This window comes from Pantoea sp. ICBG 828 (assembly GCF_002928355.1).
Classification (GTDB): Bacteria; Pseudomonadota; Gammaproteobacteria; order Enterobacterales; family Enterobacteriaceae; genus Pantoea; species Pantoea dispersa.
On the sequence record NZ_POWN01000010.1, the window covers coordinates 78904 to 103234 of the forward strand.

The 24331-nt window shown below is 58.8% G+C and carries 21 protein-coding genes; 8 read left to right on the forward strand and 13 right to left on the reverse strand.

What is annotated here, in order from left to right:
* Positions 1 to 52 precede the first annotated feature (52 nt).
* Complete coding sequence (locus C1Y43_RS20565) at positions 53 to 985, forward strand: GlxA family transcriptional regulator (protein ID WP_058770764.1); 933 nt, start codon at positions 53 to 55, stop codon at positions 983 to 985.
* Here the strand turns inward: C1Y43_RS20565 and C1Y43_RS20570 are convergent.
* Positions 970 to 1965 (reverse strand): acyltransferase, encoded by a 996-nt coding sequence (locus tag C1Y43_RS20570; protein WP_058775591.1) that lies wholly within the window; start codon positions 1963 to 1965, stop codon positions 970 to 972. The genes C1Y43_RS20565 and C1Y43_RS20570 overlap by 16 nt on opposite strands.
* Before the next feature lie 204 nt (positions 1966 to 2169).
* Here C1Y43_RS20570 and glyQ point away from each other — a divergent pair, with 204 nt between their 5' ends.
* Positions 2170 to 3081, forward strand: a complete 912-nt coding sequence (gene glyQ, locus C1Y43_RS20575) for a glycine--tRNA ligase subunit alpha (protein WP_021506863.1) — start codon at positions 2170 to 2172, stop codon at positions 3079 to 3081.
* Between the two features lie 9 nt (positions 3082 to 3090).
* On the forward strand, positions 3091 to 5160 hold the full coding sequence (glyS, locus tag C1Y43_RS20580) for a glycine--tRNA ligase subunit beta (protein ID WP_058775590.1): 2070 nt from the start codon (positions 3091 to 3093) through the stop codon (positions 5158 to 5160).
* Positions 5161 to 5210: 50 nt separating this feature from the next.
* Here the strand turns inward: glyS and selB are convergent, their stop codons facing one another.
* The 7 genes from selB to fdnG all read right to left on the reverse strand — a co-directional run bounded on the left by selB (position 5211) and on the right by fdnG (position 14702).
* A complete protein-coding gene (gene selB / locus C1Y43_RS20585; RefSeq protein ID WP_104189537.1) occupies positions 5211 to 7064 on the reverse strand; it encodes a selenocysteine-specific translation elongation factor in 1854 nt (617 codons plus the stop codon).
* Positions 7061 to 8440, reverse strand: a complete 1380-nt coding sequence (gene selA, locus C1Y43_RS20590) for an L-seryl-tRNA(Sec) selenium transferase (protein WP_104189538.1) — start codon at positions 8438 to 8440, stop codon at positions 7061 to 7063. Before selA ends, selB begins: the two co-directional genes overlap by 4 nt.
* Positions 8441 to 8448: 8 nt before the next feature.
* Positions 8449 to 9060, reverse strand: a complete 612-nt coding sequence (locus tag C1Y43_RS20595) for a glutathione S-transferase (protein WP_021506859.1) — start codon at positions 9058 to 9060, stop codon at positions 8449 to 8451.
* 115 nt (positions 9061 to 9175) lie between these two features.
* Positions 9176 to 10102, reverse strand: a complete 927-nt coding sequence (gene fdhE / locus C1Y43_RS20600) for a formate dehydrogenase accessory protein FdhE (protein ID WP_104189540.1) — start codon at positions 10100 to 10102, stop codon at positions 9176 to 9178.
* Positions 10102 to 10743: a formate dehydrogenase cytochrome b556 subunit gene (gene fdoI, locus C1Y43_RS20605; protein WP_031279592.1), complete on the reverse strand. Its 642-nt coding sequence runs from the start codon at positions 10741 to 10743 to the stop codon at positions 10102 to 10104. Before fdoI ends, fdhE begins: the two co-directional genes overlap by 1 nt.
* A complete protein-coding gene (gene fdxH / locus C1Y43_RS20610; RefSeq protein WP_021506856.1) occupies positions 10743 to 11642 on the reverse strand; it encodes a formate dehydrogenase subunit beta in 900 nt (299 codons plus the stop codon). The genes fdoI and fdxH overlap by 1 nt, the downstream gene beginning before the upstream one ends.
* A gap of 12 nt (positions 11643 to 11654) precedes the next feature.
* Positions 11655 to 14702, reverse strand: a complete 3048-nt coding sequence (gene fdnG / locus C1Y43_RS20615; protein ID WP_081049407.1) for a formate dehydrogenase-N subunit alpha — start codon at positions 14700 to 14702, stop codon at positions 11655 to 11657.
* Between the two features lie 143 nt (positions 14703 to 14845).
* Here fdnG and fdhD point away from each other — a divergent pair, with 143 nt between their 5' ends.
* A complete protein-coding gene (fdhD, locus tag C1Y43_RS20620; protein WP_058758153.1) occupies positions 14846 to 15676 on the forward strand; it encodes a formate dehydrogenase accessory sulfurtransferase FdhD in 831 nt (276 codons plus the stop codon).
* A gap of 205 nt (positions 15677 to 15881) precedes the next feature.
* Positions 15882 to 16997 carry a glycosyltransferase family 9 protein gene (locus C1Y43_RS20625; protein ID WP_104189542.1) on the forward strand — a complete coding sequence of 372 codons (1116 nt, stop codon included), beginning with the start codon at positions 15882 to 15884 and terminating at the stop codon, positions 16995 to 16997.
* A 51-nt stretch (positions 16998 to 17048) separates the two neighbouring features.
* On the opposite strand, the gene C1Y43_RS20630 is transcribed toward C1Y43_RS20625, so the two are convergent.
* Positions 17049 to 17822, reverse strand: a complete 774-nt coding sequence (locus tag C1Y43_RS20630) for a DeoR/GlpR family DNA-binding transcription regulator (protein ID WP_088516188.1) — start codon at positions 17820 to 17822, stop codon at positions 17049 to 17051.
* Positions 17823 to 17995: 173 nt separating this feature from the next.
* Between C1Y43_RS20630 and C1Y43_RS20635 the strand changes: the two genes are divergently transcribed.
* Positions 17996 to 19336 (forward strand): aspartate aminotransferase family protein, encoded by a 1341-nt coding sequence (locus tag C1Y43_RS20635; protein WP_104189544.1) that lies wholly within the window; start codon positions 17996 to 17998, stop codon positions 19334 to 19336.
* A gap of 90 nt (positions 19337 to 19426) precedes the next feature.
* Here the strand turns inward: C1Y43_RS20635 and alsE are convergent, their stop codons facing one another.
* Genes alsE through C1Y43_RS20655 form a run of 4 tightly spaced genes read right to left on the reverse strand, consistent with a single transcriptional unit; the run spans position 19427 to position 22181 of the window.
* Positions 19427 to 20107 (reverse strand): D-allulose 6-phosphate 3-epimerase, encoded by a 681-nt coding sequence (gene alsE / locus C1Y43_RS20640; RefSeq protein ID WP_021506849.1) that lies wholly within the window; start codon positions 20105 to 20107, stop codon positions 19427 to 19429.
* A gap of 49 nt (positions 20108 to 20156) precedes the next feature.
* Entirely contained in the window at positions 20157 to 21419 is a 1263-nt protein-coding gene (locus tag C1Y43_RS20645; protein WP_058758148.1) for a PTS ascorbate transporter subunit IIC, read from the reverse strand.
* 35 nt (positions 21420 to 21454) lie between these two features.
* The gene (locus tag C1Y43_RS20650) at positions 21455 to 21721 is read right to left on the reverse strand and encodes a PTS sugar transporter subunit IIB (protein ID WP_021313417.1); all 267 of its coding nucleotides are present in this window, start codon (positions 21719 to 21721) and stop codon (positions 21455 to 21457) included.
* 19 nt (positions 21722 to 21740) lie between these two features.
* The gene (locus C1Y43_RS20655; protein ID WP_021506847.1) at positions 21741 to 22181 is read right to left on the reverse strand and encodes a PTS sugar transporter subunit IIA; all 441 of its coding nucleotides are present in this window, start codon (positions 22179 to 22181) and stop codon (positions 21741 to 21743) included.
* Positions 22182 to 22493: 312 nt separating this feature from the next.
* Between C1Y43_RS20655 and C1Y43_RS20660 the strand changes: the two genes are divergently transcribed.
* Both C1Y43_RS20660 and sodA read left to right on the forward strand, forming a co-directional pair.
* On the forward strand, positions 22494 to 23519 hold the full coding sequence (locus C1Y43_RS20660; protein WP_021506846.1) for a LacI family DNA-binding transcriptional regulator: 1026 nt from the start codon (positions 22494 to 22496) through the stop codon (positions 23517 to 23519).
* Positions 23520 to 23677: 158 nt separating this feature from the next.
* A complete protein-coding gene (gene sodA, locus C1Y43_RS20665; protein ID WP_021506845.1) occupies positions 23678 to 24295 on the forward strand; it encodes a superoxide dismutase [Mn] in 618 nt (205 codons plus the stop codon).
* Positions 24296 to 24331: the final 36 nt, after the last annotated feature.

Below are 24331 nucleotides of genomic sequence, written 5' to 3' on the forward strand. Positions count from 1 at the left end.
TGGCTGCGCATCTTCGCCCATCATTACCCCTTCATCGCCTGAGGAACCCACCATGCCGCAGCCCGTCTATTTTCTTGTCCTGCCGGGCGTTATGGCGCTCGACCTCACCGGGCCGGCAGAGACGCTGCAGCTGGCGGGCGGACATTTTGCGCTGCACTACATCGGCCCGCAGGCGAGCGTCACCTGCTCGACCGGCATGACCATTGCGGATATTGCACCGCTGCCCGCCACGCTACCCGATAACAGTCTGCTGATTGTGCCCGGCGTGTTCGATTCCCGCATCTGGTTCGATACCGGGGCAGCCGGGCAGGCGCGCGACTGGCTGCGCCAGCAACACGGCGCGATTCATACGCGGCGCATTACCCTTGTGTGTATTTGCTCCGGCGCGCTGCTCTCCGCGCAGGCTGGCCTGCTGGATGGCGTACAGTGCACCACGCACCATGATGTGTTGCCGCGCCTGAAAGCTGCCGCGCCGGCTGCGCTGGTGAAAGACAACCGCGTGTTTGTGGAAGATGCCGGCATCTGGACCAGCGCGGGGATTACTGCCGGTATCGATCTGGCGCTGCACCTGATCAATCGTCTGTGCGGCGCGCGGCAGGCGCTAACGGTGGCGCGGGAGATGGTGGTGTGGTTCCGCCGCTCGGGTGACGATCCGCAACTCTCGCCGTGGCTGCGTTATCGTAATCATCTGCATCCGGCGATTCATCGCGCGCAGGACGCGATGATTGCGCATCCGGAACATGACTGGTCGCTGGGCGCGCTGGCCGAACGCGCCCACGTCAGCGAGCGCCATCTGACGCGCCTGTTTCGCCAGCATCTGGGTATCAGCGTGCGGGAATACCACGAGCAGCTGCGGCTGGTGATTGCGCGCCAGCGCCAGCAGCAGGGGGAAGCGGCGGAAAAAGCGGCGCTGGCCGCCGGCTTCTCCTCGGCACGCCAGCTGCGCCGCGCCCGGCAGCGCTGGGACGATCAGCTCACCAGATGATGCTTGTCCACGCGTTTCAGCAACATCGCCAGCAGCAGGCTGCCCAGCAGGGTTACGCCAAAGACCCACGGCAGATCGAGCCACGGCCGCGACATATCGTCGTAATGATGGGTACGCAGATAGTGAATGAACAGCGCATGGAAACCATAAATCGGCAGCGAATAGCGTGAAATGGTTGCCAGCAGCGGCAGCGGCCGGTGGTTCAGCACATTTTTAAACAGCACCAGCAGGCTTATCGCCGCGATAAACACCAGTGGGCCACAGTAAAGATACCAGGTGTCATTAAACGCGCCGTTAATCTTCAGCATCTGTCTGGTGCCAAGTGCGATACCGATGACGCAGGCGATAAAACTCAGCCCGGCCAGCCAGCTGATGCCGCGCCTGTCGGTATCCATCACGCCAATTGCCCGTCCAAGCAGCGCGTACAGCAGGTAGTAAATCGAGTCGCCGCTGACATACAGATTGACCGGCAGCCAGTGGAACGGCCCCAGCGACTGGCTGACGGTGTTCGGATTGGCGATTACCGCGAGGATCAGCACCAGCAGCGCCACATAGCGCGGCGGCACGTTTTTCACCTGAATCAGCGGAGACAGCAGGTAGATGCCGATAATGGCGAAGAAGAACCACAGATGGTAGAACACCGGCTTCTGCAACAGCTTCAGCAGCGATCGGCCTTCGCTGATCGGCGTCAGCCAGGTGATGTAGGCCAGCGCGACGGCGCTGTAGAACAGCAGGCACAGCACAATGCGCAGCAGATGGCGGCCCTGTGCGCTGCGTTCGCCAAAGAACAGATAACCGGAAATCATGAAGAACAGCGGCACGCAGACGCGCGAAGCCGAGTTAAGCAGATTGGCGACGTCCCAGCTGGGTCCGGTGACTGCCATCGGTCCGGTAATGTACCAGGTGGTGGTGTGAATGACGATCACCATCAGACAGGCGACCGCGCGTAAGTTATCAATCCAGCAGATTTTTTGCGACATGGCTTCCTCGTGCGTACTCCGTGCGAAGAAGGGTAGCCAGTGCACAGCGGGCCAACAACCCCCGCAGCCTGGATTTCGGAGCTCTCTGTTAACCGCCGCATAACCGCACCCGCCTGCGCCAGGATTTCCGGCTGCACAATGCGCGGTCAAAGGGTATACTGTCGCACTCTTTTTAAATCCACCCGTATCGCGTGCGAATTCAACATGCAAAAGTTTGATACCAAGACCTTTCAGGGCCTGATCCTGACCTTGCAGGATTACTGGGCGCGTCAGGGCTGCACCATCGTCCAACCGCTGGACATGGAAGTGGGCGCTGGCACTTCTCACCCTATGACTTGCCTGCGTGCTCTCGGGCCAGAGCCGATGGCGAGCGCCTACGTGCAGCCATCGCGCCGTCCCACCGATGGCCGCTACGGTGAAAACCCGAACCGTTTACAGCACTACTACCAGTTCCAGGTGGTGATTAAGCCGAACCCGGACAACCTTCAGGAGCTGTACCTCGGATCGCTGAAAGAGCTCGGTATCGACCCTGGCGTGCATGACATTCGCTTCGTCGAAGATAACTGGGAAAACCCAACGCTGGGCGCCTGGGGACTCGGCTGGGAAGTGTGGCTGAACGGCATGGAAGTCACGCAGTTCACCTACTTCCAGCAGGTCGGCGGCCTGGAGTGTAAGCCGGTGACCGGCGAGATCACCTACGGTCTGGAGCGCCTGGCGATGTACATCCAGGGCGTGGACAGCGTGTACGATCTCACCTGGAGCGACGGCGCGTTCGGCAAAACCACCTACGGTGACGTGTTCCACCAGAACGAAGTGGAGCAGTCGACCTACAACTTTGAGTACGCCGACGTCGATTTCCTGTTCAGCTGCTTCGAGCAGTATGAAAAAGAGGCACAGCAGCTGCTGGCGCTGGAAAAACCGCTGCCGCTGCCGGCCTATGAGCGCATTCTCAAAGCCGCGCACAGCTTCAACCTGCTTGATGCGCGCAAGGCGATCTCGGTCACCGAGCGCCAGCGCTATATCCTGCGTATCCGCACCCTGACGAAAGCCGTGGCGGAAGCCTATTATGCCTCCCGCGAGGCGCTCGGCTTCCCTATGTGCAACCGTAATAAGTAAGAGGCAGCCATGACCGATAAAACTTTCCTGGTGGAAATTGGCACCGAAGAGTTGCCTCCGAAAGCCCTGCGCAGCCTGGCAGAAGCCTTTGCTGCGCACTTTACCGCTGAGCTCGACAGTGCCGGTCTGGCGCATGGCGACGTCAGCTGGTTTGCGGCACCGCGCCGTCTGGCGCTGAAAGTGGCACAGCTGGCGGCCGCGCAGCCCGATCGTGAAGTAGAAAAGCGCGGCCCGGCCGTCGCTGCGGCGTTTGATGCCGAAGGCAAGCCGACTAAAGCGGCAGAAGGCTGGGCACGTGGCAACGGCATCACCGTAGAGCAGGCTGAGCGTCTCAGCACTGACAAAGGCGAGTGGCTGGTGCATCGTGCTGCGGTAAAAGGCGAAAGCGCGCAGGCGCTGCTGCCGGCGATGGTCGCGACCGCGCTGAGCAAGCTGCCGATTCCAAAACTGATGCGCTGGGGTGCCAGCGACGTGCAGTTCGTGCGTCCGGTGCACACCGTGACGCTGCTGCTGGGTGATGAGCTGATTCCGGCCACCATCCTCGGTATTCAGTCCGATCGCGTCATTCGCGGCCACCGCTTCATGGGCGAGCCGGAATTGACGCTGGACAACGCCGATCAATATCCGCAGCTGCTGCAGGAGCGCGGTAAAGTGATCGCCGATTACGCCACGCGTAAAGCCAAAATCAAAGCCGATGCCGAAGCTGCCGCGCAGCAGCTGGGCGGTAAAGCCGACCTGAGCGACAGCCTGCTGGAAGAGGTGGCTTCGCTGGTGGAGTGGCCGGTGGTACTGACGGCGAAGTTTGAAGAGAAGTTCCTCGCGGTACCGGCTGAAGCGCTGGTGTACACCATGAAAGGGGATCAGAAATACTTCCCGGTGTACGCCGAAGACGGCCAGCTGCTGCCAAACTTCATCTTCGTCACTAACATTGAATCGCGCGATCCGCAGCAGATCATTGCCGGTAATGAAAAAGTGGTGCGTCCGCGTCTGGCCGATGCCGAGTTCTTCTTCAACACCGACCGCAAAAAGCGTCTGGAAGATAACCTGCCGCGTCTGGAAACCGTGCTGTTCCAGAAAGAGCTGGGTACGCTGCGTGACAAAACCGACCGTATTCAGGCGCTGGCCGGCTGGATTGCCGCGCAGATTGGCGCTGATGTCAATCACGCCACGCGCGCCGGGCTGCTGTCGAAGTGCGACCTGATGACCAATATGGTGTTCGAGTTCACCGACACCCAGGGTGTGATGGGCATGCACTACGCGCGCCACGATGGCGAAGCGGAAGATGTGGCGGTCGCACTTAACGAGCAGTATCAGCCGCGTTTCGCCGGTGACGATCTGCCGTCCAGCCCGGTGGCCTGCGCTGTGGCGATTGCCGATAAAATGGATACCCTGGCCGGTATCTTCGGCATCGGACAGCATCCGAAAGGCGATAAAGACCCGTTTGCACTGCGTCGTGCCGCGCTGGGCGTGCTGCGTATCATCGTTGAGAAGAACCTGCCGCTCGATCTGCAAACCCTGACGGAAGAAGCGGTGCGCCTGTATGGCAGCAAGCTGAGCAACACCAACGTTGTTGATGATGTCATCGACTTCATGCTGGGCCGTTTCCGCGCCTGGTATCAGGAAGAGGGCCACAGCGTTGACACCATTCAGGCGGTGCTGGCGCGTCGTCCAACCCGTCCGGCCGATTTCGATGCACGTATGAAGGCGGTTTCGCACTTCCGTACGCTGGAAGCGGCTTCGGCGCTGGCGGCGGCTAACAAGCGCGTGTCGAATATCCTGGCGAAAGCCACCGAAACCCTGAACGACAGCGTGCAGGCGTCCCTGCTGAAAGAGAACGCTGAAATTCAGCTGGCGACCTTTGTCACCGCGCTGGGCGACAAGCTGCAGCCGTACTTTGCGGAAGGCCGCTATCAGGATGCTCTGGTGGAGCTGGCGCAGCTGCGCGAAGCGGTGGATAACTTCTTCGACAACGTCATGGTGAATGCCGATGACGAAGCGGTGCGTATCAATCGCCTGACGCTGCTGGCGCAACTGCGCGAGCTGTTCCTGCAGGTGGCGGACATTTCGCTGCTGCAGTAAGCGATGGGCAGAAGTGAACCGAAGGGACGAGCAATCGTCCCTTTTTTGTTTCAGGCGGCAGAAGAGGTGAACAGGCGCGCGTCGCGCAGCAGGTGATCGTTACCGCGACGGCGGGTAAAGCCGCTGCGGTCAAAGAATTCCAGAATCTGCACCGCGACTTTGCGGCCGGTACCCAGCTGGTTGCGGAAGTCAGCGGCGCTGGTGCTGCCTCCGGCGGCCGCGCGCTGACGAATCAGATCGGCGAAGATCTGGATCTGCGCGCTGCGGTAGTAGCGATCGCGCACGATCGCCGTGATATGGCCGAGACGCGCCGCGGTGAGCAATAAACCGCGAATTTGCTCTTCATCCTGCTGCAGCGCATCGGCAATATCGCGCACCCACAGCGGCTGGTCGCTGAACAGCGGCTCGACCTGCTGCCACAGCGTGGCTTCCTGCGGATTAAAGCGCGGCGCGAAGTCGGGCAGGTGCAGCCAGCCCTGTTTCTGCCGCAACTCGCCTTGTGCCAGCATCTGGTCAATTAATCCCGGCACCAGCGGTGCCGGCGCATGCGGCAGCGCCACACGACGCAGGCGATCGTGGCCGATGCCCGGCAGCTCCGGATGCTGCTGGTGAAAGGCGCTCAGCGCTTCCCGTAAACGCTGCTGCCAGGCGCTGGCCATGGTGTCGCTCATCAGGCTGGTCCCCAGCCGTACCGGATTCAGCGGCAGCAGCAGCGCGTCCAGCGCCGGCGCAGTGAGCTGGCGCGCCCAGCCGAGCTCGTCATACGCGGCCGGTTGATACGCCAGATGCGCCTGCAGGCTGGCGCTGTCATCGCGCGCCGCGGCCAGTTGCTGTAGCCACTGCAGGTAGTCCGGCTGGCGTTTACCGCGCTTTTTGCTGTCGCACAGCAGTACGCGTCCGCCGCCCAGCGTGTGCTGCGCATTGCTGTCGCGAATAATTATCCGATCGTTTTCCGCCAGCCACAGCGGCTGGCTGAGCACCAGTTCAGCCACATCGTTCGTGAGCTGCGTTAAGCGGCCGGTGACGTGGCTGGCCGCGTGATGCAGATGCACCGGCTGTGAGGCCGTTTTCAGCGGTTGCAGCAGGCGCAGTGCGACGATCAGCCGCTGCGTGCCGGCGGGACGTGGCTGCGCCAGCAGCCAGTCGCCGCGCGTAATCTGTGCCTTCTCCACGTCACCGACGATATTCAGCGCGATGCGCTCGCCCGCCTGGGCGCGCGTCACCGGCTGGTTCTGCGCATGCAGCGCCCGCACGCGCAGCGGCAGGTTCAGGCTGCTGAGCCACAGCGTGTCGCCCACCCTGACTTCACCGCTCAGCGCGGTGCCGGTGGCCACCAGCCCGGTGCCTTTCAGCGTGAAAGCGCGGTCGATGGCGAGGCGGAAACGGCGGCCAGGCTCAAATGCCGGTGCGTTCAGGCTGCTGAGGTGCTGGCGCAGCGTTTCAATGCCCTGCAGCGTATGGCTGCTGGTAACAAACTGCGCTGCCGCTGGCCAGCCGAGCTGCTGCGTGAGCTGTGCGACCTGCTGCTGCACCTCCGCAATGCGTGCGGCGTCAACGCGGTCGGCTTTGGTGAGCGCCACGCTCAGCGGCGGCTGTCCGGCGAGGCTCAGCAGCTGTAAATGCTCATGCGTCTGCGGCATCACGCCATCGTCACAGGCCACCACCAGCAGCGCATGATGGATGCCGCCGATGCCGGCCAGCATGTTAGCGAGAAATTTTTCATGGCCAGGCACATCAATGAAGCCCAGCGTGCGGCCATCGGGCTGCGGCCAGTAGGCATAACCGAGATCGATGGTCATGCCGCGCCGTTTCTCTTCCGGCAGGCGATCGGCATCAACACCGGTCAGGGCCTGCAACAGCGCGGTTTTACCGTGATCGACATGTCCGGCCGTGGCAATAATCATGGTACTAAGGTCCGTATCAGGGCGGCTTCGTCATCAAGGCAGCGTAAATCCAGCCACAGTTTGCCCTCCTGCAGACGACCAATCACCGGGCGTGCCAGCTGGCGCCAGCGCTGCGCCAGGGCGTTGAGCTGGCTGCCGTGACCGTCGCGTGGCGTGAAGGTGATAGCAAAGCTGGGCAGACGTTCGACCGGCAGCGAACCGCTGCCAATTTGCGAGGAACAGGCGGCGATCGCCAGCGAAAAATCGGCGCTGAAGGCGTGCTCCAGCGCCGGCATCAGACGTTCAGCCTGTTGCAGAATATCGTGCGCGCTGCGCGTCAGCAGGCGCAGTGTCGGCAGCGCCTCGTGCAGGGTTTCCGGCTGACGGTAGAGCTGCAGCGTCGCTTCCAGCGCCGCCAGCGTCATTTTATCGACGCGCAGTGCGCGCTTCAGCGGATGCTGTTGCAGCTGGTCAATCAGCGCTTTTTTGCCGACGATAATCCCGGCCTGCGGGCCACCCAGCAGTTTGTCACCGGAGAAACTCACCAGGCTCACGCCGGCCGCAATCAGCTGCTGCGGCATCGGTTCAGGCGGCAACCCGTACGCCGTCATATCCACCAGCGAACCGCTGCCGAGATCGCTGATCACCGGCAGGCCGTGCGCGTCGCCTAACTGCACCAGCTCGGCTTCAGACACGGCATGGGTAAAGCCCTGAATCTGGTAATTACTGGTGTGTACCTTCATCAGCAGGCCGCTATCCCCGGCGATGGCGCCGCGATAATCCTTCAGATGGGTGCGATTGGTGGTGCCAACCTCCACCAATCGGCAGCCCGCCTGGCGCATCACGTCAGGGATACGGAATGCGCCGCCGATCTCCACCAGTTCGCCGCGCGACATAATCACGTCGCGACCCGCTGCCAGGCTGGCCAGCATCAGCAGTACCGCAGCGGCGTTGTTATTGACGATACAGGCAGCTTCGGCGCCGGTTAGCTCGCACAGCAGTGCGCTGACTGCGCGATCGCGATGACCGCGCGCCGCGTCGTCCAGCGCATACTCCAGCGTTACCGGCTGGCGCAGACAGGCGCTGACCGCCGCGATGGCGCGATCGCTGAGCTGCGCGCGCCCCAGATTGGTGTGCAGCACGGTGCCGGTCAGGTTAAACACCGGGCGCAGCGCGCTTTGCTGCTGCTGCTGCGCGCGGCGCAGCGCTTCATCCGGCCAGCTGGCGTGCCAGTGCGGTAACGATTGATGTTGCTGAATGTGGTCGCGCGCCTCCTGCTGCATGCCGCGCAGCTGGCGCGTGATAAAGGCGGTACCGGATTGTGCCAGCAGCGGCTGCAGCGCCGGATCGCGCAGCAGGCTGTCGATGGCAGGGAGCTGACTGTAGAGGGCTTTCATCACATCACTTAGTGGGTGGGCGGAACCGTACGGGCAAAGCTTTCCCGCTCGAACAGCGTTTCTGCCAGTTTAACCAGCGCCGGGCGATTGACGCACCAGTTGGGCAGCACGCGGCGAAAATTGAGATAGCCCAGGGTGCAGCCGGTAGCGATATCGGCGAGGTTGAGCGTGCCGCTGTTGAGCAACTCGCCCTGTGCGGCGGCGGTTTCCAGCGCGTCGAGGCCGCGCGCGATTTTCTCGCGATTACGTAGCAGCACCTCTTCCGATTGCCGATCGCCGGGACGCATCTGTTCGCGCACGATCATCACCGCCGCATCATTGATGCCGTCGGCCAGCTTCTCCAGCTGGCGGATCTGCAGGGCGCGCAGTGCGTCGTCGGGCAGCAGGGCAGGCGCATCGCCACGCAGTTCAATCACCTGAGCAATAATTGAGGAGTCAAACCAGGTCAGCTGCTGGTCATCAATGAAGGCCGGCACTTTACCCAGCGGATTGTACTGCGGGACGTGGCTGTCAGGCTCCCACGGAGAGTGGTTGACGAATTCAAACACCAGGCCCTTTTCCAGCAGGATCACTGAGATTTTGCGCACAAACGGGCTGGTATAGCTGCCAATCAGTTTCATCGAAGCCTCCGTGTGAATGATCAATTCAGGCAACAGGGATGACGCAGGTGAATAAACCTGGTCGCCATGAATGGCGACCCTACCATGTCCGGCGTCCAATCATGCGCACGTGGCATCAATCCCCGGGAAACATAAACGGATTCAGGCTGCTGCGCGCGAATCCTTCCTGCTCCATGCGGGCATCCAGCACCAGCGAGGCGAGATCGTCGGCCACCGGTTCCAGCGCCGGATCTTTCTCCTGGTATAGCATCTTCAGATAGGTACCGCAGTCGCCGCAGCTTTCGGCTTTCACGGCGGCCTGCTCGCTGTCCAGCGACCAGTAATGCAGATCGCGCGTTTGCTCGCAGTTCGAGCACTTGCTGCGCACCACGTACCACTCGCTTTCGCACAGGTTACAGTGCAGATAGCGCAGACCCTGCTGGCCAACGTCCATGTGCACCACGCTGGCGACCGGCACACTGGCGCACACCGGGCAGAACTGACGGTGCTCGCCATAATCGGCCCGCGCTTTGCCGGGGATCATCGCTGCCATCTGCGCCCAGTAAATTGATAGCGCCGCCCAGATGAACGGGGCTTTATCACTGCTGACCTGGGCGAAGTCGCCTTCCAGCAGCGCGCTGGCAAGAGTTTCCAGCTCGGTTGACGAGGCCTTCTCCAGATTCTCCAGCACCGCCAGCGCCTGGCCGCTCATCTCTGGCTTCAGCTCGGCGATCAGCGAATGCAGCAGCCGCTGCCAGTGCACATCGCGCGGGTAAGTGTGGATATCCAGCGGCGGTTTGCCCTGCTGCGCGCTCTCTGCCAGCCGCTGATGCAGATCGATCTGCAGCGGATGGTCATACAGCACGATTTCCTGGGCCTGCGCGATCACCGCGGCAAAACGCAGGTAGTCGCCCAGCGGATTTTTCGCCGCCAGATCACGCAACCGCGCCGCACGGCGGCTGTAGAGATTTTTCAGCCGGGGGAAAAGTAACGGCGGAACTTGCTCCGCCGTGTTCTTTTCGCTCTTCTCCAGCTGCTCCTGCGGGATGATGCGAATACTCATCAGGGACGTTTTTCCTGTTGTGTTTGGCGTTGGCGCTGCTCGCGATACCAGCGTGGGTGATGTTTCTTCGCCCACGCGGCCGGTACCCAGCCCTCAACCATGGCGGTAATGGTGCCTTTCACCCACAGGGCGGCATAAATATGCACCATAATCGTCATGATCAGTGCCACAGCCGAGACCGAATGCACCACCAGCGCGGCGCGAATCAGCGGAATGGTGAAGTACCCGGCGAACCAGGGGCGCCAGATGACAATTCCGCTCGCCAGCAGCAAGACTAAGCTGATGATAGCAGCCCAGAACACACACTTCTGCCCGAAGTTGTATTTCCCGGTATCGCCCACCTCTTCATTACGCACGATTTTGCGGATATTTTTCGCCCATACCAGATCGTCGCGCTGGATAAGATTATGCTTCCAGTAGCGTAAGAACATGATAATAAAGGCTGCAAACATCACCACGCCGACGAACGGGTGCAGAATACGCGCCAGCTGTGGCGTGCCGAGCACATGCATCAGCCAGTTAAACGACGGGAAAAAGAAACCCAGTCCGCTGAGCGCGGCAAACACAAAACAGAACGCGACAATCCAGTGATTGATGCGTTCCGGCGCGCTGTAGCGCACCAGACGATCGCGCTTTTTCATCATTCGCGCTCCTCTTTTTCATGCAGGTTTTCGTCGTCGTCCTCTTCCACCCGGTTCGGACCGACACCAACGTAGTGGAACACCGCGGCGGCGAAGGTGGCGGCAAAGCCGATAGCAGCCAGCGGTTTCCAGACGCCTTTCCAGAAGGTGACCGCCGGGCTGATGCTCGGGTTGGCCGGCAGGCCGTGATACAGCTGCGGTTTGTCGGCGTGGTGCAGCACATACATGACGTGCGTGCCGCCGACGCCAGCCGGATCGTACAGCCCGGCGTTGGCATAGCCGCGCGTGTTCAGCTCGGCGACGCGATCGGCAGCCAGCTGCTGCATATCGCTTTTGCTGCCGAAGTGAATCGCCCCGGTCGGACAGGTTTTCACGCACGCCGGTTCCTGACCGACGTTAACGCGATCGACGCATAACGTGCATTTATACACGCGGTTGTCGTCTTTATTCAGCCGCGGCACGTCAAACGGACAGCCGGCAATGCAGTAGCCGCAGCCAATGCACTGTTCCGACTGAAAATCGACGATCCCGTTCGCGTACTGAATAATCGCGCCTTCCGACGGGCAGGCTTTCAGGCAGCCGGGATCGGCGCAGTGCATGCAGCCATCCTTGCGGATCAGCCACTCCAGCTTGCCGTTCTCCTCGACTTCCGAGAAACGCATCACCGTCCAGGATTTGGCGGTCAAATCCGCCGGGTTGTCATACACCCCGACGTTATGACCGACCTCGTCGCGGATGTCGTTCCACTCTGAACACGCGACCTGACACGCCTTACAGCCGATGCAGGTGGTAACGTCGATCAGTTTCGCCACTTCCTGCTGATGGTCACGCGCCTGCGGGGCAGGCGTGAAACCATTGGTGGCGGAGCGGCGGATAATGTCTTGCGATTGATAAGCCATCTTCGTTCTCCGTTACACCTTCTCAACGTTAACCAGGAACGCCTTAAACTCCGGCGTTTGCGTGTTGGCGTCACCGACAAACGGCGTCAGGGTATTGGCGATAAAGCCTTTTTTCGCCACGCCCTGATAGCCCCAGTGAATCGGGATGCCAATGGTATCGACAGTTTTGCCATCGACGTTGAGCGGCCGCAGGCGCTTGGTGACCACCGCTTTGGCTTTGATATAGCCGCGGTTGGAGCTCACTTTCACCGTATCGCCCTGGGCGATGCCGAGCTTGTTCGCCAGCTTCTCGCCAATCTCCACAAACTGTTCCGGCTGCGCGATAGCGTTGAGCAACGCGTGTTTGGTCCAGTAATGGAAATGCTCGGTCAGACGATACGTGGTGCCGACATACGGGAACTGCTCCGCTTTGCCCATCGCCGCAAGATCGTCTTTGAACACGCGCGCGGCCGGGTTGGAGACCACGTCAGGATGCAGCGGGTTGGTGCCGAGCGGCGTTTCAAACGGCTCGTAGTGCTCCGGGAACGGTCCCTCTGCCATTTTGTCGATGGCGAACAGGCGGCCCATGCCTTCCGGCTGCATGATAAACGGCCCGACGTTACTGCCCGGCGCGGCCGTGCTGTAGTCCGGAATATCCATACCGCCCCACTTGCTGCCATCCCATTTGAGGATCTGGCGTTTCGGATCCCACGGGTTGCCCTGCGGGTCGGCGGAGGCGCGGTTATACAGGATGCGGCGGTTCAGCGGCCACGCCCAGCTCCAGTTCAGCGTATTGCCCAGCCCGCTCGGATCGGTGTTATCGCGGCGCGCCATCTGGTTACCGTCCGGTGTCCAGCTACCGGCGAAAATCCAGCAGCCGCTGCTGGTGCTGCCGTCATCTTTCAGATGGGCAAAGGTGCTGAGCTGCTGGCCTTTTTTCACCAGTAGCGTGCCTTTGTCATCGTAGATGTCCGCCAGCGCCTTGCCGTTGCTCTCCATCGCCACCTCTTCCGAGGCCGGATTGTCGGGCGTCAGGTAGTTCCAGGTCATGTTCAGCACCGGCTCTGGCTGTGCACCGCCTTCACGCGCATACATCTCACGCAGGCGCAGATAGATACCGGAGAGAATTTCACCGTCGTTGAGCGCTTCGCCCGGCGCATCCTGACCTTTCCAGTGCCACTGCAGCCAGCGGCCGGAGTTGACGATTGAGCCGTTCTCCTCGGCAAAGCAGGTCGACGGCAGACGGAACACTTCGGTCTGAATCTGCGCCGGATCGACATCGTTAAACTCGCCGTGGTTTTGCCAGAAGGTCGAGGTTTCGGTGTTGAGCGGGTCGATGGTGACGAGGAACTTCAGCTTCGACAGCGAATCGATCACTTTGCGCTTGTTCGGGAACGACGCCACCGGGTTAAAGCCCTGGCACAGATAGCCGTTGACCTTGCCCTGCGACATCATCTCAAAGTACTGCAGCACGTCGTAGCCTTTGTCCCACTTCGGCAGCCAGTCAAAGCCCCAGCTGTTCTCCGCCTGCGCTTTATCGCCAAAGAAGGCTTTCATCATGCTGACGAAGAATTTCGGGTAGTTGCCCCAGTAATTCACCTGGCCCGGCAGCGTCGGCTTCGGCGTGTTTGCCGCCAGATAGCTGGTGAGATCGGTCTGTTTTTCCGACGGCAGCGTCATATAGCCCGGCAGGCTTTGCGACAGCAGGCCGAGATCGGTCAGACCCTGAATATTGGAGTGTCCGCGCAGCGCATTGACGCCGCCGCCGGCCATCCCCATATTGCCCAGCAGCAGCTGGATCATCGCCATGGTGCGGATGTTCTGCGCCCCGACGGAGTGCTGTGTCCAGCCCAGCGCATACAGGAACGAGGTGGTGCGGTCGCGCGCGCTGGTTTCGCCAATCAGCTCACAGACGTGCAGGAAATCCGCTTTTGGCGTGCCGCAGATGCGCTCGACCATTTCCGGCGTATAACGGCTGACGTGCTGCTTCAGCAGATTCCAGACGCAGCGCGGATGGCTCAGGCTGTCATCGCGTTTGGCAAAGCCGTCGTCGCCCAGCTCGTAGTTCCAGCTGGTTTTGTCATATTTGCGATTGGCTTCGTCGTAGCCGCTGAACAGGCCATCGTCGAAATGGTAATCCTCCCGCACGATCAGGCTGGCATTGGTATACGCCTGCACATATTCATGCTGGATTTTGTCATTCTGCAGCAGCCACAGCAGCACACCCGACAGGAAGGCAATGTCGGTGCCGGGGCGAATAGGCGTGTAAAAGTCTGCCACCGATGCCGTGCGCGTGAAGCGCGGATCGATAACAATCAGTTTGGCTTTGTTGTGAATTTTGGCTTCCATCGCCCAGCGGAAACCGACCGGATGCGCCTCAGCAGCGTTTCCGCCCATCACCACAACCAGATTGGCATTACGGATGTCGACCCAGTGGTTGGTCATCGCACCGCGACCAAATGTTGGAGCAAGACTTGCTACCGTTGGTCCGTGTCAGACGCGTGCCTGGTTGTCGACCGCCAGCATACCGAGCGATCGGGTAAATTTTTGCGTTAAGTAGCCGGTTTCGTTGCTGGAGGCCGAAGCGCACAGCATGCCGGTGGAGAGCCAGCGGTTTACCGTCACGCCGGCGGCGTTCTGCGCGATAAAGTTGGCGTCGCGATCGGCTTTCATCAGCTGCGCGATGCGCGTAAAGGCGTCATCCCAGCTGATGCGCTGCCATTTGTCGGAGCCTGGCGCACGGTATTCCGGATATTTCAGACGGCTGTCGCTGTGGACAAAATCAAGCAGGCCCGCGCCTTTCGGACAGAGCGCGCCGCGGCTCACCGGATGGTCCGGATCCCCTTCGATGTGGAAAATGGTCTCTTTGGCGTTTTTCGCGCCATCGCCGAGGCTGTACATTAACAGGCCACAGCCGACTGAGCAGTAAGTGCAGGTATTACGGGTTTCGCGGGCACGCAGCAACTTATACTGCCGTGTTTCCGCCAGCGCGGCTTCCGGCGTAAAGCCGAGCAGGGCTGCCGTGGTTCCTGCCATACCGCCAGCGCAGATCTTGAAGAATTTTCTTCGGCTGACGTTCATGGGTAATCCTTGAGTCGACATTGCTGTAATAATTTTTTTGCGCTGGATGGAGCCGGGGTTCAGAATGGCTCCACGCAGGATTGCGTCAAAAGCGACCTGATATTACCACTACTTTAATGTGGTTGTTATGCGAGACGAGAGAAGTGAAAGCGAAACAGCAAAAAAGTAACCAGAATGTGAATGAGATCGCAGGACTGAGCCAGACCACCGTATGGCAGCGCCACGCGATTACTGAAGCGGAAAGCGACTGGCTGGCGCAGGAAGTGCCGGTGGCGCTGGTCTACAACGGCATTTCACACGTGGTGATGATGGCGACGCCGGATAATCTGCAGGCTTTTGCGCTCGGTTTTTCGCTCTCCGAAGGCATTATTGAGCAACCCGGCGAGATCTATGGCATGGATGTGGTGCCGGGCTGCAATGGGTTCGAAGTGCAGATCGAACTCTCCAGTAGGCGTTTTATGGCGCTGAAGGCGCAGCGTCGCGCCATGGCGGGCCGCACCGGTTGCGGTGTATGCGGGGTGGAGCAGCTGGATCAAATCGGCAAGCCGGTGCAGCCGCTGCCGTTTACGCAGACCTTCGATCTGGCCTGCCTCGATAACGGGCTGGCACAGCTGCGCGATTTCCAGCCCATCGGCAATCTGACCGGCTGTACGCACGCCGCCGCGTGGATGTCGCCGCAGGGCGAACTGCAGGGCGGCTGCGAAGACGTGGGTCGCCATGTGGCGCTGGATAAGCTGCTGGGTCAGCGCAGCCAGCAGCACTGGCAGCAGGGCGCGGTGCTGGTTTCCAGCCGCGCCAGCTATGAGATGGTGCAAAAATCTGCCATGTGCGGCGTAGAGATCCTGTTTGCCGTCTCGGCCGCCACCCAGCTGGCGGTTGAGGTGGCCGAGCGCTGTAACCTGACGCTGGTGGGTTTTTCTAAACCGGGACGCGCCACGGTGTACAGCCATCCGCAGCGTCTGATCAACGGTTGATGTGCGATATATGCCGGGAATCTCACCGTTCGCGGCATGCGGCGTACCGGGAGGTGTCAGGCAATCTTTTATTACGCTGCGCTTTTTCTGGTTAGCCTGCTAAATAATATGCATGCAATAGTTTTTAATGTGACATTCTTTTCGATAGGAATGAAGAAGTTGATGCGCTATCATTAACGTCTCAATCAATAATAATATATCCATTATGGCTTTAATTAAAAAGCTGCGGCAGCTGAATCGCAGGCGTAATTATTTAAAGAAAGAGATTAAATATTCTCTTGATCTTTATTTTGCAGCAAGGAAATGGAAAAAGTCTTCATGCCACAAACAGAATAAACAGGATATCAAATCCATTCTGCTGGTTCGCAATGAAGGTAAAATCGGCGATGCCATTGTTTCTACGTGTTTTCTCAGAGCGCTGTTTGAAGCCGGGTATCGTGTAGATATTCTGGCGGTAAAGGAGAATGAGAGCCTTTTCCGACACAACCCGTATATTCACAACATCTATCTCTCGGAGAGTTTCAGCGATTGTCATCAGCGCGATAAATATGACACCGCCATCGGGAATGAGGTCGTTACCCTTCTGAGAGACAATGCTTACGATTTATTGATCGATACGGCTATCTGGCAAACCGCGCTGTATATGCCCAAAATGATTGCCGATATCAATCCTAAAATGACGCTGGGTTTCAACAAGCCTGGCTGGCTTAAACCTTACGATATCAACATTCAGTTCGATCACCTTAATAACCACGTTAAAAATATCTATCGTGCGGTTCTTGACTATCTTCAGGTTGAGACGGTTGATGGGCTGAATTATGAAATATTTTATCCTGAGCGCATTGATGCCGAAATTCACCAGTCCGGCATGTTTTCCGCTGATGAGCACAATATTTTAATCAATATTTATGCCAGTCATGCCGATCGTGACCTCTCTGAGCAGCAGCTGAATGAGCTAATCGGGGCGATTGTCAGGCACAATGCGGCCACCAATATCGTGGTGCTCGATCACAAAGGCGCGCTGGAACAGGCGTCGCTGCACCCCGCGAAGTTATACCGCGTTCCCTCGCTGTATCACGCTTTCGCTGCGGTTAAGAAAAGTGATTGCGTGATTACTCCCGATACCGCCGTGGTGCATATCTCGGCGGCTTATAACAAAGCCCTGGTTGGCATCTATCAGGACTCACTGAAAAATAATCAGCTGTGGTCGCCTGGCTACAGTAACGGCCATCAGATATTTTCCGATGAGTTTGTTTTTAAAAATGACGGACGGCTGGTTGAGAAAATAAGCCAAAAAATCCATACGCTGGTTCAGCCATAATCGATGAGGTCACTGTGCCGTCAGTACGGTGACCGTGCATCGGGCAGTTCCTTACACCACCTGCACCGCTAACGCCTGCTGCAGAGCGCTGAGCGCACCGGGCTTTGCCGCGCCGCCGTCGCAAATCAACAGATCGATATCGCCGACAGGGGCGTACTGGGTACGGCTGATCACGCCGAGTTTGCTGTGATCCGCCAGCAGCAGGGTGCGGCTGGCCTGCTGTACCATGGCGTGCGCGATGGCGGCTTCATGCGGATGGAAACTGCTGGCGCCGTTTCGTGCGTCGATGCCGACCGGTGACAGCAGCGCCACGTCGGCGCGATATCGATAAATTTCCCCCACCGTCATTTCTCCCCGCGTCTGCTGCGCGCCGGCCATCATCATGCCGCCCAGCAGCAGCACCTGGTTATTCAGGGTTTCATGCTCTTCGGCCGCGCTAAGCGCCAGTGCCGCCTGCAGACTGTTGGTGATGATGGTCAGGCCGGACATGGTGCGCAGCTCTTCAGCCAGCAGCGTGGTGGTGGTGCCGGCATCGAGGAACAGCGTCTGGCCGGGCTGCAGATGTTGTACCGCCGCGGCGGCAATCGCGCGTTTCTCTCTGGCCTGTGCGTTACGGCGCACCTGCAGCGGTGGCTCCGGCGGGCTCTCCAGCGCCACCAGACCGCCATGTACGCGGCGCGCCAGCCCCTGCGCCTCAAGCGAAATGATATCGCGCCGTGCCGTTTCCCGTGAAATGCCCAGCTCTTTGATGATGCGTTCAGTGCTGAGCTGATGTTGCGTGCTCAGCAGCGCGCGGATGCGATGTAAACGGGTTTCCTGCAGCATGACGTTTCCCTGTGGCAGAGCGAAGCTGGGCCTAAGCTTACCTGAGTGTCATCGTGGCGTCATGTGTATTTGGTTGTATTTGTGTATTTGGTTGCATTTCTCACTAAAGCAGGCATGATGTTCGCAGAGATCAGGCTGCAAACACCCCTTTCACCTTCGCAACGGGAGTTACCATGGTTACACGTTCCACCATCATGGATACCAACAGTTTTCGCGCCGAACACGCCGACGCGCTGGATCCGGCCACCCGCACTCTGACGGACAAGCGCAGCAAAGTGCTGGGCGAATCGTATCGTCTGTTTTATCGCAAGCCGGTGCATCTGGTGCGCGGCGAAGGGCAGTATTTGTGGGATGCGGCGGGTAACAAATATCTGGATGTGTATAACAATGTGGCGAGCATCGGCCACTGCCATCCGGCGGTCATTGAGGCGGTGAATCAGCAGATGAAGATGCTGAACACGCACACGCGTTATTTGCACGAGCGCATTCTTGATTACAGCGAAGCGTTGCTGGCGACCACGCCGGAAGCCATCGATCGCGCCATGTATATGTGTACCGGCTCAGAAGCCAACGATTTGGCGATTCGCGTGGCGCGCGCCTGGAGCGGCGGCACCGGCATTATTGTCTCGCAGGAGGCGTACCACGGTACCAGTGATTTGACCTCTGGCGCGTCACCGGCGCTGGGTAGCGGTCAGCCGCTGGCCGCGACCACCCGCCTGGTGCCACCACCGGATGCTTATCGTGTCGATGCGCCCGACCTCGGGGCATGGTTCGCCGATCAGATACAGCAGCAGATTGATGACATGAAAGCGCACGGCATTAAATTCGCCGGTTTCCTCGCCGACTCGATCTTCTCCTCCGACGGCGTGCTGCCTAATCCGCGCGGATTCCTGCAGCAAGCGGTGGATGTGGTGCATGCTAACGGCGGTATTTTTATCGCTGATGAAGTGCAGCCCGGCTTTGCCCGCACCGGCGATGCCTTCTGGGGCTTTGCCCGTCACGGCGTGGTGCCGGATGTGGTCACCACCGGTAAGCCGATGGGCAACGGTATTCCGGTTTCCGGCCTGCTGGCGAAAAGCGACGTGCTGGCCGCGTTCAGCGATGAGATCCCTTATTTCAATACTTTCGGCGGCAACCCGGTGGCAATGGCCGCTGCGCAGGCGGTGCTGACGGTGATTCAGGAAGAGGGGCTGCAGGAGCATAGCCGCGTGGTCGGCGCACAGCTGCTGGCGGAGCTGCAGAAGCTGATGGATCGCCATGACTGCATTGGTGATGTGCGCGGTGCCGGGCTGTTTATCGGGTTTGAGCTGGTGCAGGATCGCAGCAGTAAGACGCCGGACAAATCGCTGGCGCTGGATTTGATCGAGAAGCTGCGCGATCACCATGTGCTGACGTCGGTGGCCGGGCCGTACGGCAACGTGCTGAAACTGCGTCCGCCGCTGGCGTTCCAGAGCGGTGATATCGACTGGCTGGTGGGAGCGCTGGATAAGTCGCTGACCGAGCTGGGGCGTTAATTATTCAGATCAGGTCGCCATGAATGGCAACTCATCAGCATAATGTACCAGATGCGCGTTGATGCGCATCTGGCAGGGCGTGAAAGGAGATCACGCCGCGGCAGTTTCCTGGGCAAAAATCTGCTCCATCTTCTGCCACGCCTGTGCCACATCATCATCGAGATTGAACAGGCCGGAGGTGCCGACAATAAACACGTCGACGCCCGAGGCGGCAATCTGCTTAAAGGTGCGCGCATTGCACGACCCATCGATTTCGGTCAGATAGTGATAACCGTGCGTTTCCCGCATAGCTATCAGCTGGCGAATTTTGTTCAGCGTTTCCGGAATAAATTTCTGCCCGGCGAAGCCGGGATCGACCGACATCACCGTCACTTTATCCAGCAGATGCGCATATTCACGAATGCTGTCGGCTGGCGTAGCCGGATTCAGCACCACGCCGCAGCGACGGCCAGCCTCTTTAATTTGCGTCAGCAGGCGAAAAATTTTGTTATTCGCCGTCTCCGGATGGAAACTGATAATATCCGCACCGGCATCAATGCACATCGGAATAATATCTTCCGGGTGGTTCACCATTAAATGCACATCAATCGGCACATCGGTAATTTTACGCAGGTTCTCAATAAAGAACGGCGACAGCGTAATATTCTTAACATAGCTGCCATCCATAATATCGACATGATAGAACGAGGCGCTGGCGTTCATCGCTTCGATCTGCTCGCGGAAGCGGGTCAAATCCATGCACATCAGGGACGGTGAAAAGCGGGCGTTCATGCTGATTTCCTCATTACGCAAACAGCGCCCGCAGGCGCTGTCTGTGACATCAATGGAAGAACGAAATAATATGGCCGAGCACAATGCCGACGATACCGAAGTCCGCATCACCAAAGGTGGTGGACGCGAAGCCAAGGTCACCCATCAGCGGCAGCAGAATGGCGGGCAGGAAGGAGATCAGCAGCCCCTGGACAAAGGAACCGATGATGGCACCGCGCCGTCCGCCGGTGATGTTGCCGTAGACGCCGGCGGTCGCGCCGCAGAAGAAGTGCGGTACCAGGCCCGGCACAATCACGCTCAGACCGAACAGCGGGCACAGGAACATGCTGATCAGACCGGCGGCGAAGCTGCACAGGAAGCCGATGATCACGGCGTTCGGCGCGAACGGGAAGACCGTCGGACAATCCAGCGCCGGTTTTGCGTTCGGCACCAGTTTATCGGCGATGCCTTTGAACGCCGGGACGATCTCGGCAATCACCATGCGTACACCGGCAAGAATGATGTAAACACCCGCAGCAAAGGTGATTGACTGGATAATGGCAAAGACGATGAAGTTCTGGCCGCCGCTCACCTGGCTTTCGGTAAACTCTTTACCGGCGACCAGCACCAGCGCGACAAATAGAATCATCATGGTCAGCGAAATTGCCACGGACGAGTCGCGCAGGAAGTTGAGGGTTTTCGGTACTTTCAGCTCTTCAATTGACGGGCTGCCTTTGCCCACCGCTTTGCCGACCAGCGCTGACAACAGGTAGCCGGTCGAGCCAAAGTGGCCCAGCGCCAGATCGTCCGAGTTGGTGATTTTGCGGGTGAACGGCTGCAGAATCGCCGGACATACCACCATCATGGTGCCGAGAATCAGCGAACCGATCAGCACCAGCCAGAAGCCGTGCACGCCGCCCACTGACAGGATCACCGCCAGCATGGCTGACATATACAGCGTATGGTGCCCGGTCAGGAAGATGTATTTCAGCGGCGTGATGCGCGCCAGCACAATATTCACCAGCATACCGAACACCATGATCATCGCGGTTTCGGTACCGTAGTTTTTCTGTGCCAGCGCGGCCATCGCGTCGGTATTCGGCACCACGCCCTGAATATTGAACGAGTGCTCGAATAGCTGGCTGAAGATGGTCAGGGTGGCCGCAATTAAGTTGGCCCCGGCGATAAGAATAACAAAACCCATGATGGTTTTTAGCGTACCGGAAATCACATCGGACACCGGTTTCTTTTGCAGTAATAAACCAATCAGGGAAAAAAGGCCGACAAGTATAGCGGGTGTTCCAAGAACATCCTTAATTATAAACTGCAGCATAAATTACTCCGTGTGAGTAAATTTCGTCGGGTCAATTACAGGTTGTCGGCGAGAATTTCTTTAATTCTGGCGTTATCCAGTAAATTGCTCAGGCCAAATACCTGTGCGCTGTGGCTCGACAGCTGGTCAGCAATATCTTTGGCGCTGATAATGATGTCGGCCTGCTCAGATTTGGCGGAGGTTAAATCGGTATGACCCACTTCAGCCTCTTTACCCAGCTCCTTAATAATTTTCTTCACGTTCATTTCCACAATGAAGCTGCTGCCTAAACCGTTTCCACACACAATCAGTACTTTTTTCATTTTCAGGTTTCTCTGGTGATTAATCTTTAATGACAGCTTCAATCGCTGGCAGGGTCGATGCCGACAGCAACTGCTGCAGGCGGGATTCGTCGCTGAACACCTCAGCCAGCGCGGTGATCATCTGAATATGATCGTCGCCAGACAGGGCGCACAGCATAATAACGACAAACACCGGGTCGTTTTCATCGGCGGCAAAATTCACACCTTGTTTTACGTGCAGCAGCGACAGGCCGTTTTTGCGCGCACCCTGTTCCGGACGCGCATGCGGCATCGCCAGACCCGGCGCCAGCACATAATAGGGACCCAGCTCAGCATGCGAGGTAAAGATCGCATCCAGATAGGCCGGGGTAATTGCCCCCTCCGCCAGCAGCGGCTCGGCCGATAAACGCACCGCTTCCTGCCAGTCGCTAACGTCGTCTATTACCCGGATATGTTGCGGTGTCAGCCATTGAGTGAGCATCAGTAATTCCTGTTTATTCGTCGATGCGGTGCACTGTAGGTGATTTTATCGCCTGGGTTCTGTGATGTTGCTCGCAAAAGTTAGCGCTAACACGAGTGATGTTAAAAAGTGTGTTAGCGATAACATTTTTGCGCGCGCGGTTTGTCACGCTGAGGCCGGGGTGACATGCTCAGGCCAGCGAAAATTACGCAGCCAATGAGACATGCCCGATTCTGTGGTTTTTAACATGGCACCAATTTGCTTTTGGTTTTAAGCTGCGTGCGGATAAATCGAGCGCTACCCGGAACCAGCAGGGTAGAGACAGGAGAACGCATGACAGAAAAACGACGGCGCAGTACCGGCAAAAGCACGCTGGCCGATGTTGCCCGTTTGGTCGGTGTCAGCGCCATGACGGCGTCGCGCGCTTTGCGTATGCCGGAGAAAGTGTCGCCCGAAATTCGCGCAAGGATCGACGCGGCCGTCGCGGAACTGGCCTATGTGCCCAACGTGCAGGCGCGTAACCTGGCGTCAGCCTCGTCGCGGCTGATCACCATGGTGGTACCCTCATTTGCGACGCCGGGCAGCGCGATTGTGTCAGAGGCACTGCAGGAGGTGCTGCGGCCGCAGGGCTATAACATGATGCTGGCCGAAGCCAATCACTCGGCGGCGGAGGAGAGCGAGCTGATCGAGATGCTGCTCTCCTACAACCCGGCCGCGATGGTGCACTTCAATTTCGACAATGCCGCCGAAGCGCAGCGCCTGCTGAGCAACTCCGGCCTTCCGGTGATGGACATCGGCGGCGTGCATCAGGATTCTGCCGGCATCAGCATCGGCGTGGACTATGCGAAAGCCATTCGCCAGCTGGTAAACAGCCTGGTGGAGCGCGGCTATCGTCATCCCGGCCTGCTGTGCACACAAACGCACAGCACTATTTTCCGTCAGCTGCTCAATGGCTGGCACAGCGGAATGCTGGCGCTGAATCTGGCACCGCACCGCGTAGTGACCTCACCGAAAATGCCCACCTTTGCCGCCGGCCACAGCCTGCTGGCAGAGATCCGTCTCACCTGGCCGGAACTGGACGTCCTGATCTGTACCAGCGATGAAGTGGCGTGCGGCGCTATCATGGCCTGTCACGCGGCGGGCGTCTCGGTGCCCAGCCAGCTGGCGATTGCCAGCATCGGCGGTGGCCCGCTGGCGGCGGTGTGTTCGCCGCCGCTGACCAGCATTGTGCTGCCGTACGAGGAGATGGGGCGCATGGCCGGTAAACGCCTGCTGGCGGCGCTCAACGGCGACGAACCGCCTGCCATCAATGAGTTGCCGGTGCAGCTTAAGCTGCGCGCCAGTACGCACAAGGTGTAGCCGTGTGTGCGCACCTTTTGCCAGATTGATCAAATCCTTATCATTACTAAGGCATTGATAACCCTTTTCCGGATCATGATTTTAACTATAATGATCCGACTGCTTATGCGGCACACCAGCAAGGTTGTGCTGCCAAACACTAAATGGAGAGGAAGAACATGAGTTATTCACTGCCATCCCTGCCGTACGCCTACGACGCACTGGAACCGCACTTCGACAAGCAGACGATGGAAATCCATCACACTAAACATCACCAGACCTACGTTAACAACGCCAACGCGGCGCTGGAAGGTACCGAATTCGCAAACCTGCCGGTTGATGAACTGATCACCAAACTGGATCAGCTGCCAGCAGACAAAAAAGGCCCACTGCGTAACAACGCTGGCGGCCACGCTAACCACAGCCTGTTCTGGAAAGGCCTGAAAACCGGCACCACGCTGCAGGGCGACCTGAAAGCGGCAATCGAAAAAGATTTCGGTAGCGTTGAGAAATTCCAGGAAGAGTTCGAGAAAGCGGCTGCGACCCGTTTTGGCTCTGGCTGGGCGTGGCTGGTGAAAAAAGGCGACAAGCTGGCGGTCGTTTCAACCGCTAACCAGGACAACCCGCTGATGGGCGAAGCCATCGCTGGCGTGTCTGGTTTCCCAATCATCGGTCTGGATGTGTGGGAGCACGCTTACTATCTGAAGTATCAGAACAAGCGCCCTGACTACATCAAAGCGTTCTGGAACGTGGTGAACTGGGACGAAGCAGCGGCACGTTTCGCCTCGGCAAAATAAGTTCTGGCTTACGCTATGTGAATAACCGGTGCCTGC

Coding starts and splice junctions, on each gene's coding strand:
- C1Y43_RS20650 (WP_021313417.1), bottom strand. CDS start 21,721: ATGAAAAAAGTACTGATTGTGTGTGGAAACGGTTTAGGCAGCAGCTTC.
- C1Y43_RS20635 (WP_104189544.1), top strand. CDS start 17,996: ATGGTTACACGTTCCACCATCATGGATACCAACAGTTTTCGCGCCGAA.
- fdoI (WP_031279592.1), bottom strand. CDS start 10,743: ATGAAAAAGCGCGATCGTCTGGTGCGCTACAGCGCGCCGGAACGCATC.
- C1Y43_RS20565 (WP_058770764.1), top strand. CDS start 53: ATGCCGCAGCCCGTCTATTTTCTTGTCCTGCCGGGCGTTATGGCGCTC.
- C1Y43_RS20655 (WP_021506847.1), bottom strand. CDS start 22,181: ATGCTCACTCAATGGCTGACACCGCAACATATCCGGGTAATAGACGAC.
- fdhE (WP_104189540.1), bottom strand. CDS start 10,102: ATGAGTATTCGCATCATCCCGCAGGAGCAGCTGGAGAAGAGCGAAAAG.
- sodA (WP_021506845.1), top strand. CDS start 23,678: ATGAGTTATTCACTGCCATCCCTGCCGTACGCCTACGACGCACTGGAA.
- C1Y43_RS20630 (WP_088516188.1), bottom strand. CDS start 17,822: ATGCTGCAGGAAACCCGTTTACATCGCATCCGCGCGCTGCTGAGCACG.
- C1Y43_RS20660 (WP_021506846.1), top strand. CDS start 22,494: ATGACAGAAAAACGACGGCGCAGTACCGGCAAAAGCACGCTGGCCGAT.
- C1Y43_RS20625 (WP_104189542.1), top strand. CDS start 15,882: ATGGCTTTAATTAAAAAGCTGCGGCAGCTGAATCGCAGGCGTAATTAT.
- fdxH (WP_021506856.1), bottom strand. CDS start 11,642: ATGGCTTATCAATCGCAAGACATTATCCGCCGCTCCGCCACCAATGGT.
- selB (WP_104189537.1), bottom strand. CDS start 7,064: ATGATTATTGCCACGGCCGGACATGTCGATCACGGTAAAACCGCGCTG.
- C1Y43_RS20570 (WP_058775591.1), bottom strand. CDS start 1,965: ATGTCGCAAAAAATCTGCTGGATTGATAACTTACGCGCGGTCGCCTGT.
- selA (WP_104189538.1), bottom strand. CDS start 8,440: ATGAAAGCCCTCTACAGTCAGCTCCCTGCCATCGACAGCCTGCTGCGC.
- C1Y43_RS20645 (WP_058758148.1), bottom strand. CDS start 21,419: ATGCTGCAGTTTATAATTAAGGATGTTCTTGGAACACCCGCTATACTT.
- C1Y43_RS20595 (WP_021506859.1), bottom strand. CDS start 9,060: ATGAAACTGATTGGCAGCTATACCAGCCCGTTTGTGCGCAAAATCTCA.
- glyS (WP_058775590.1), top strand. CDS start 3,091: ATGACCGATAAAACTTTCCTGGTGGAAATTGGCACCGAAGAGTTGCCT.
- glyQ (WP_021506863.1), top strand. CDS start 2,170: ATGCAAAAGTTTGATACCAAGACCTTTCAGGGCCTGATCCTGACCTTG.
- alsE (WP_021506849.1), bottom strand. CDS start 20,107: ATGAACGCCCGCTTTTCACCGTCCCTGATGTGCATGGATTTGACCCGC.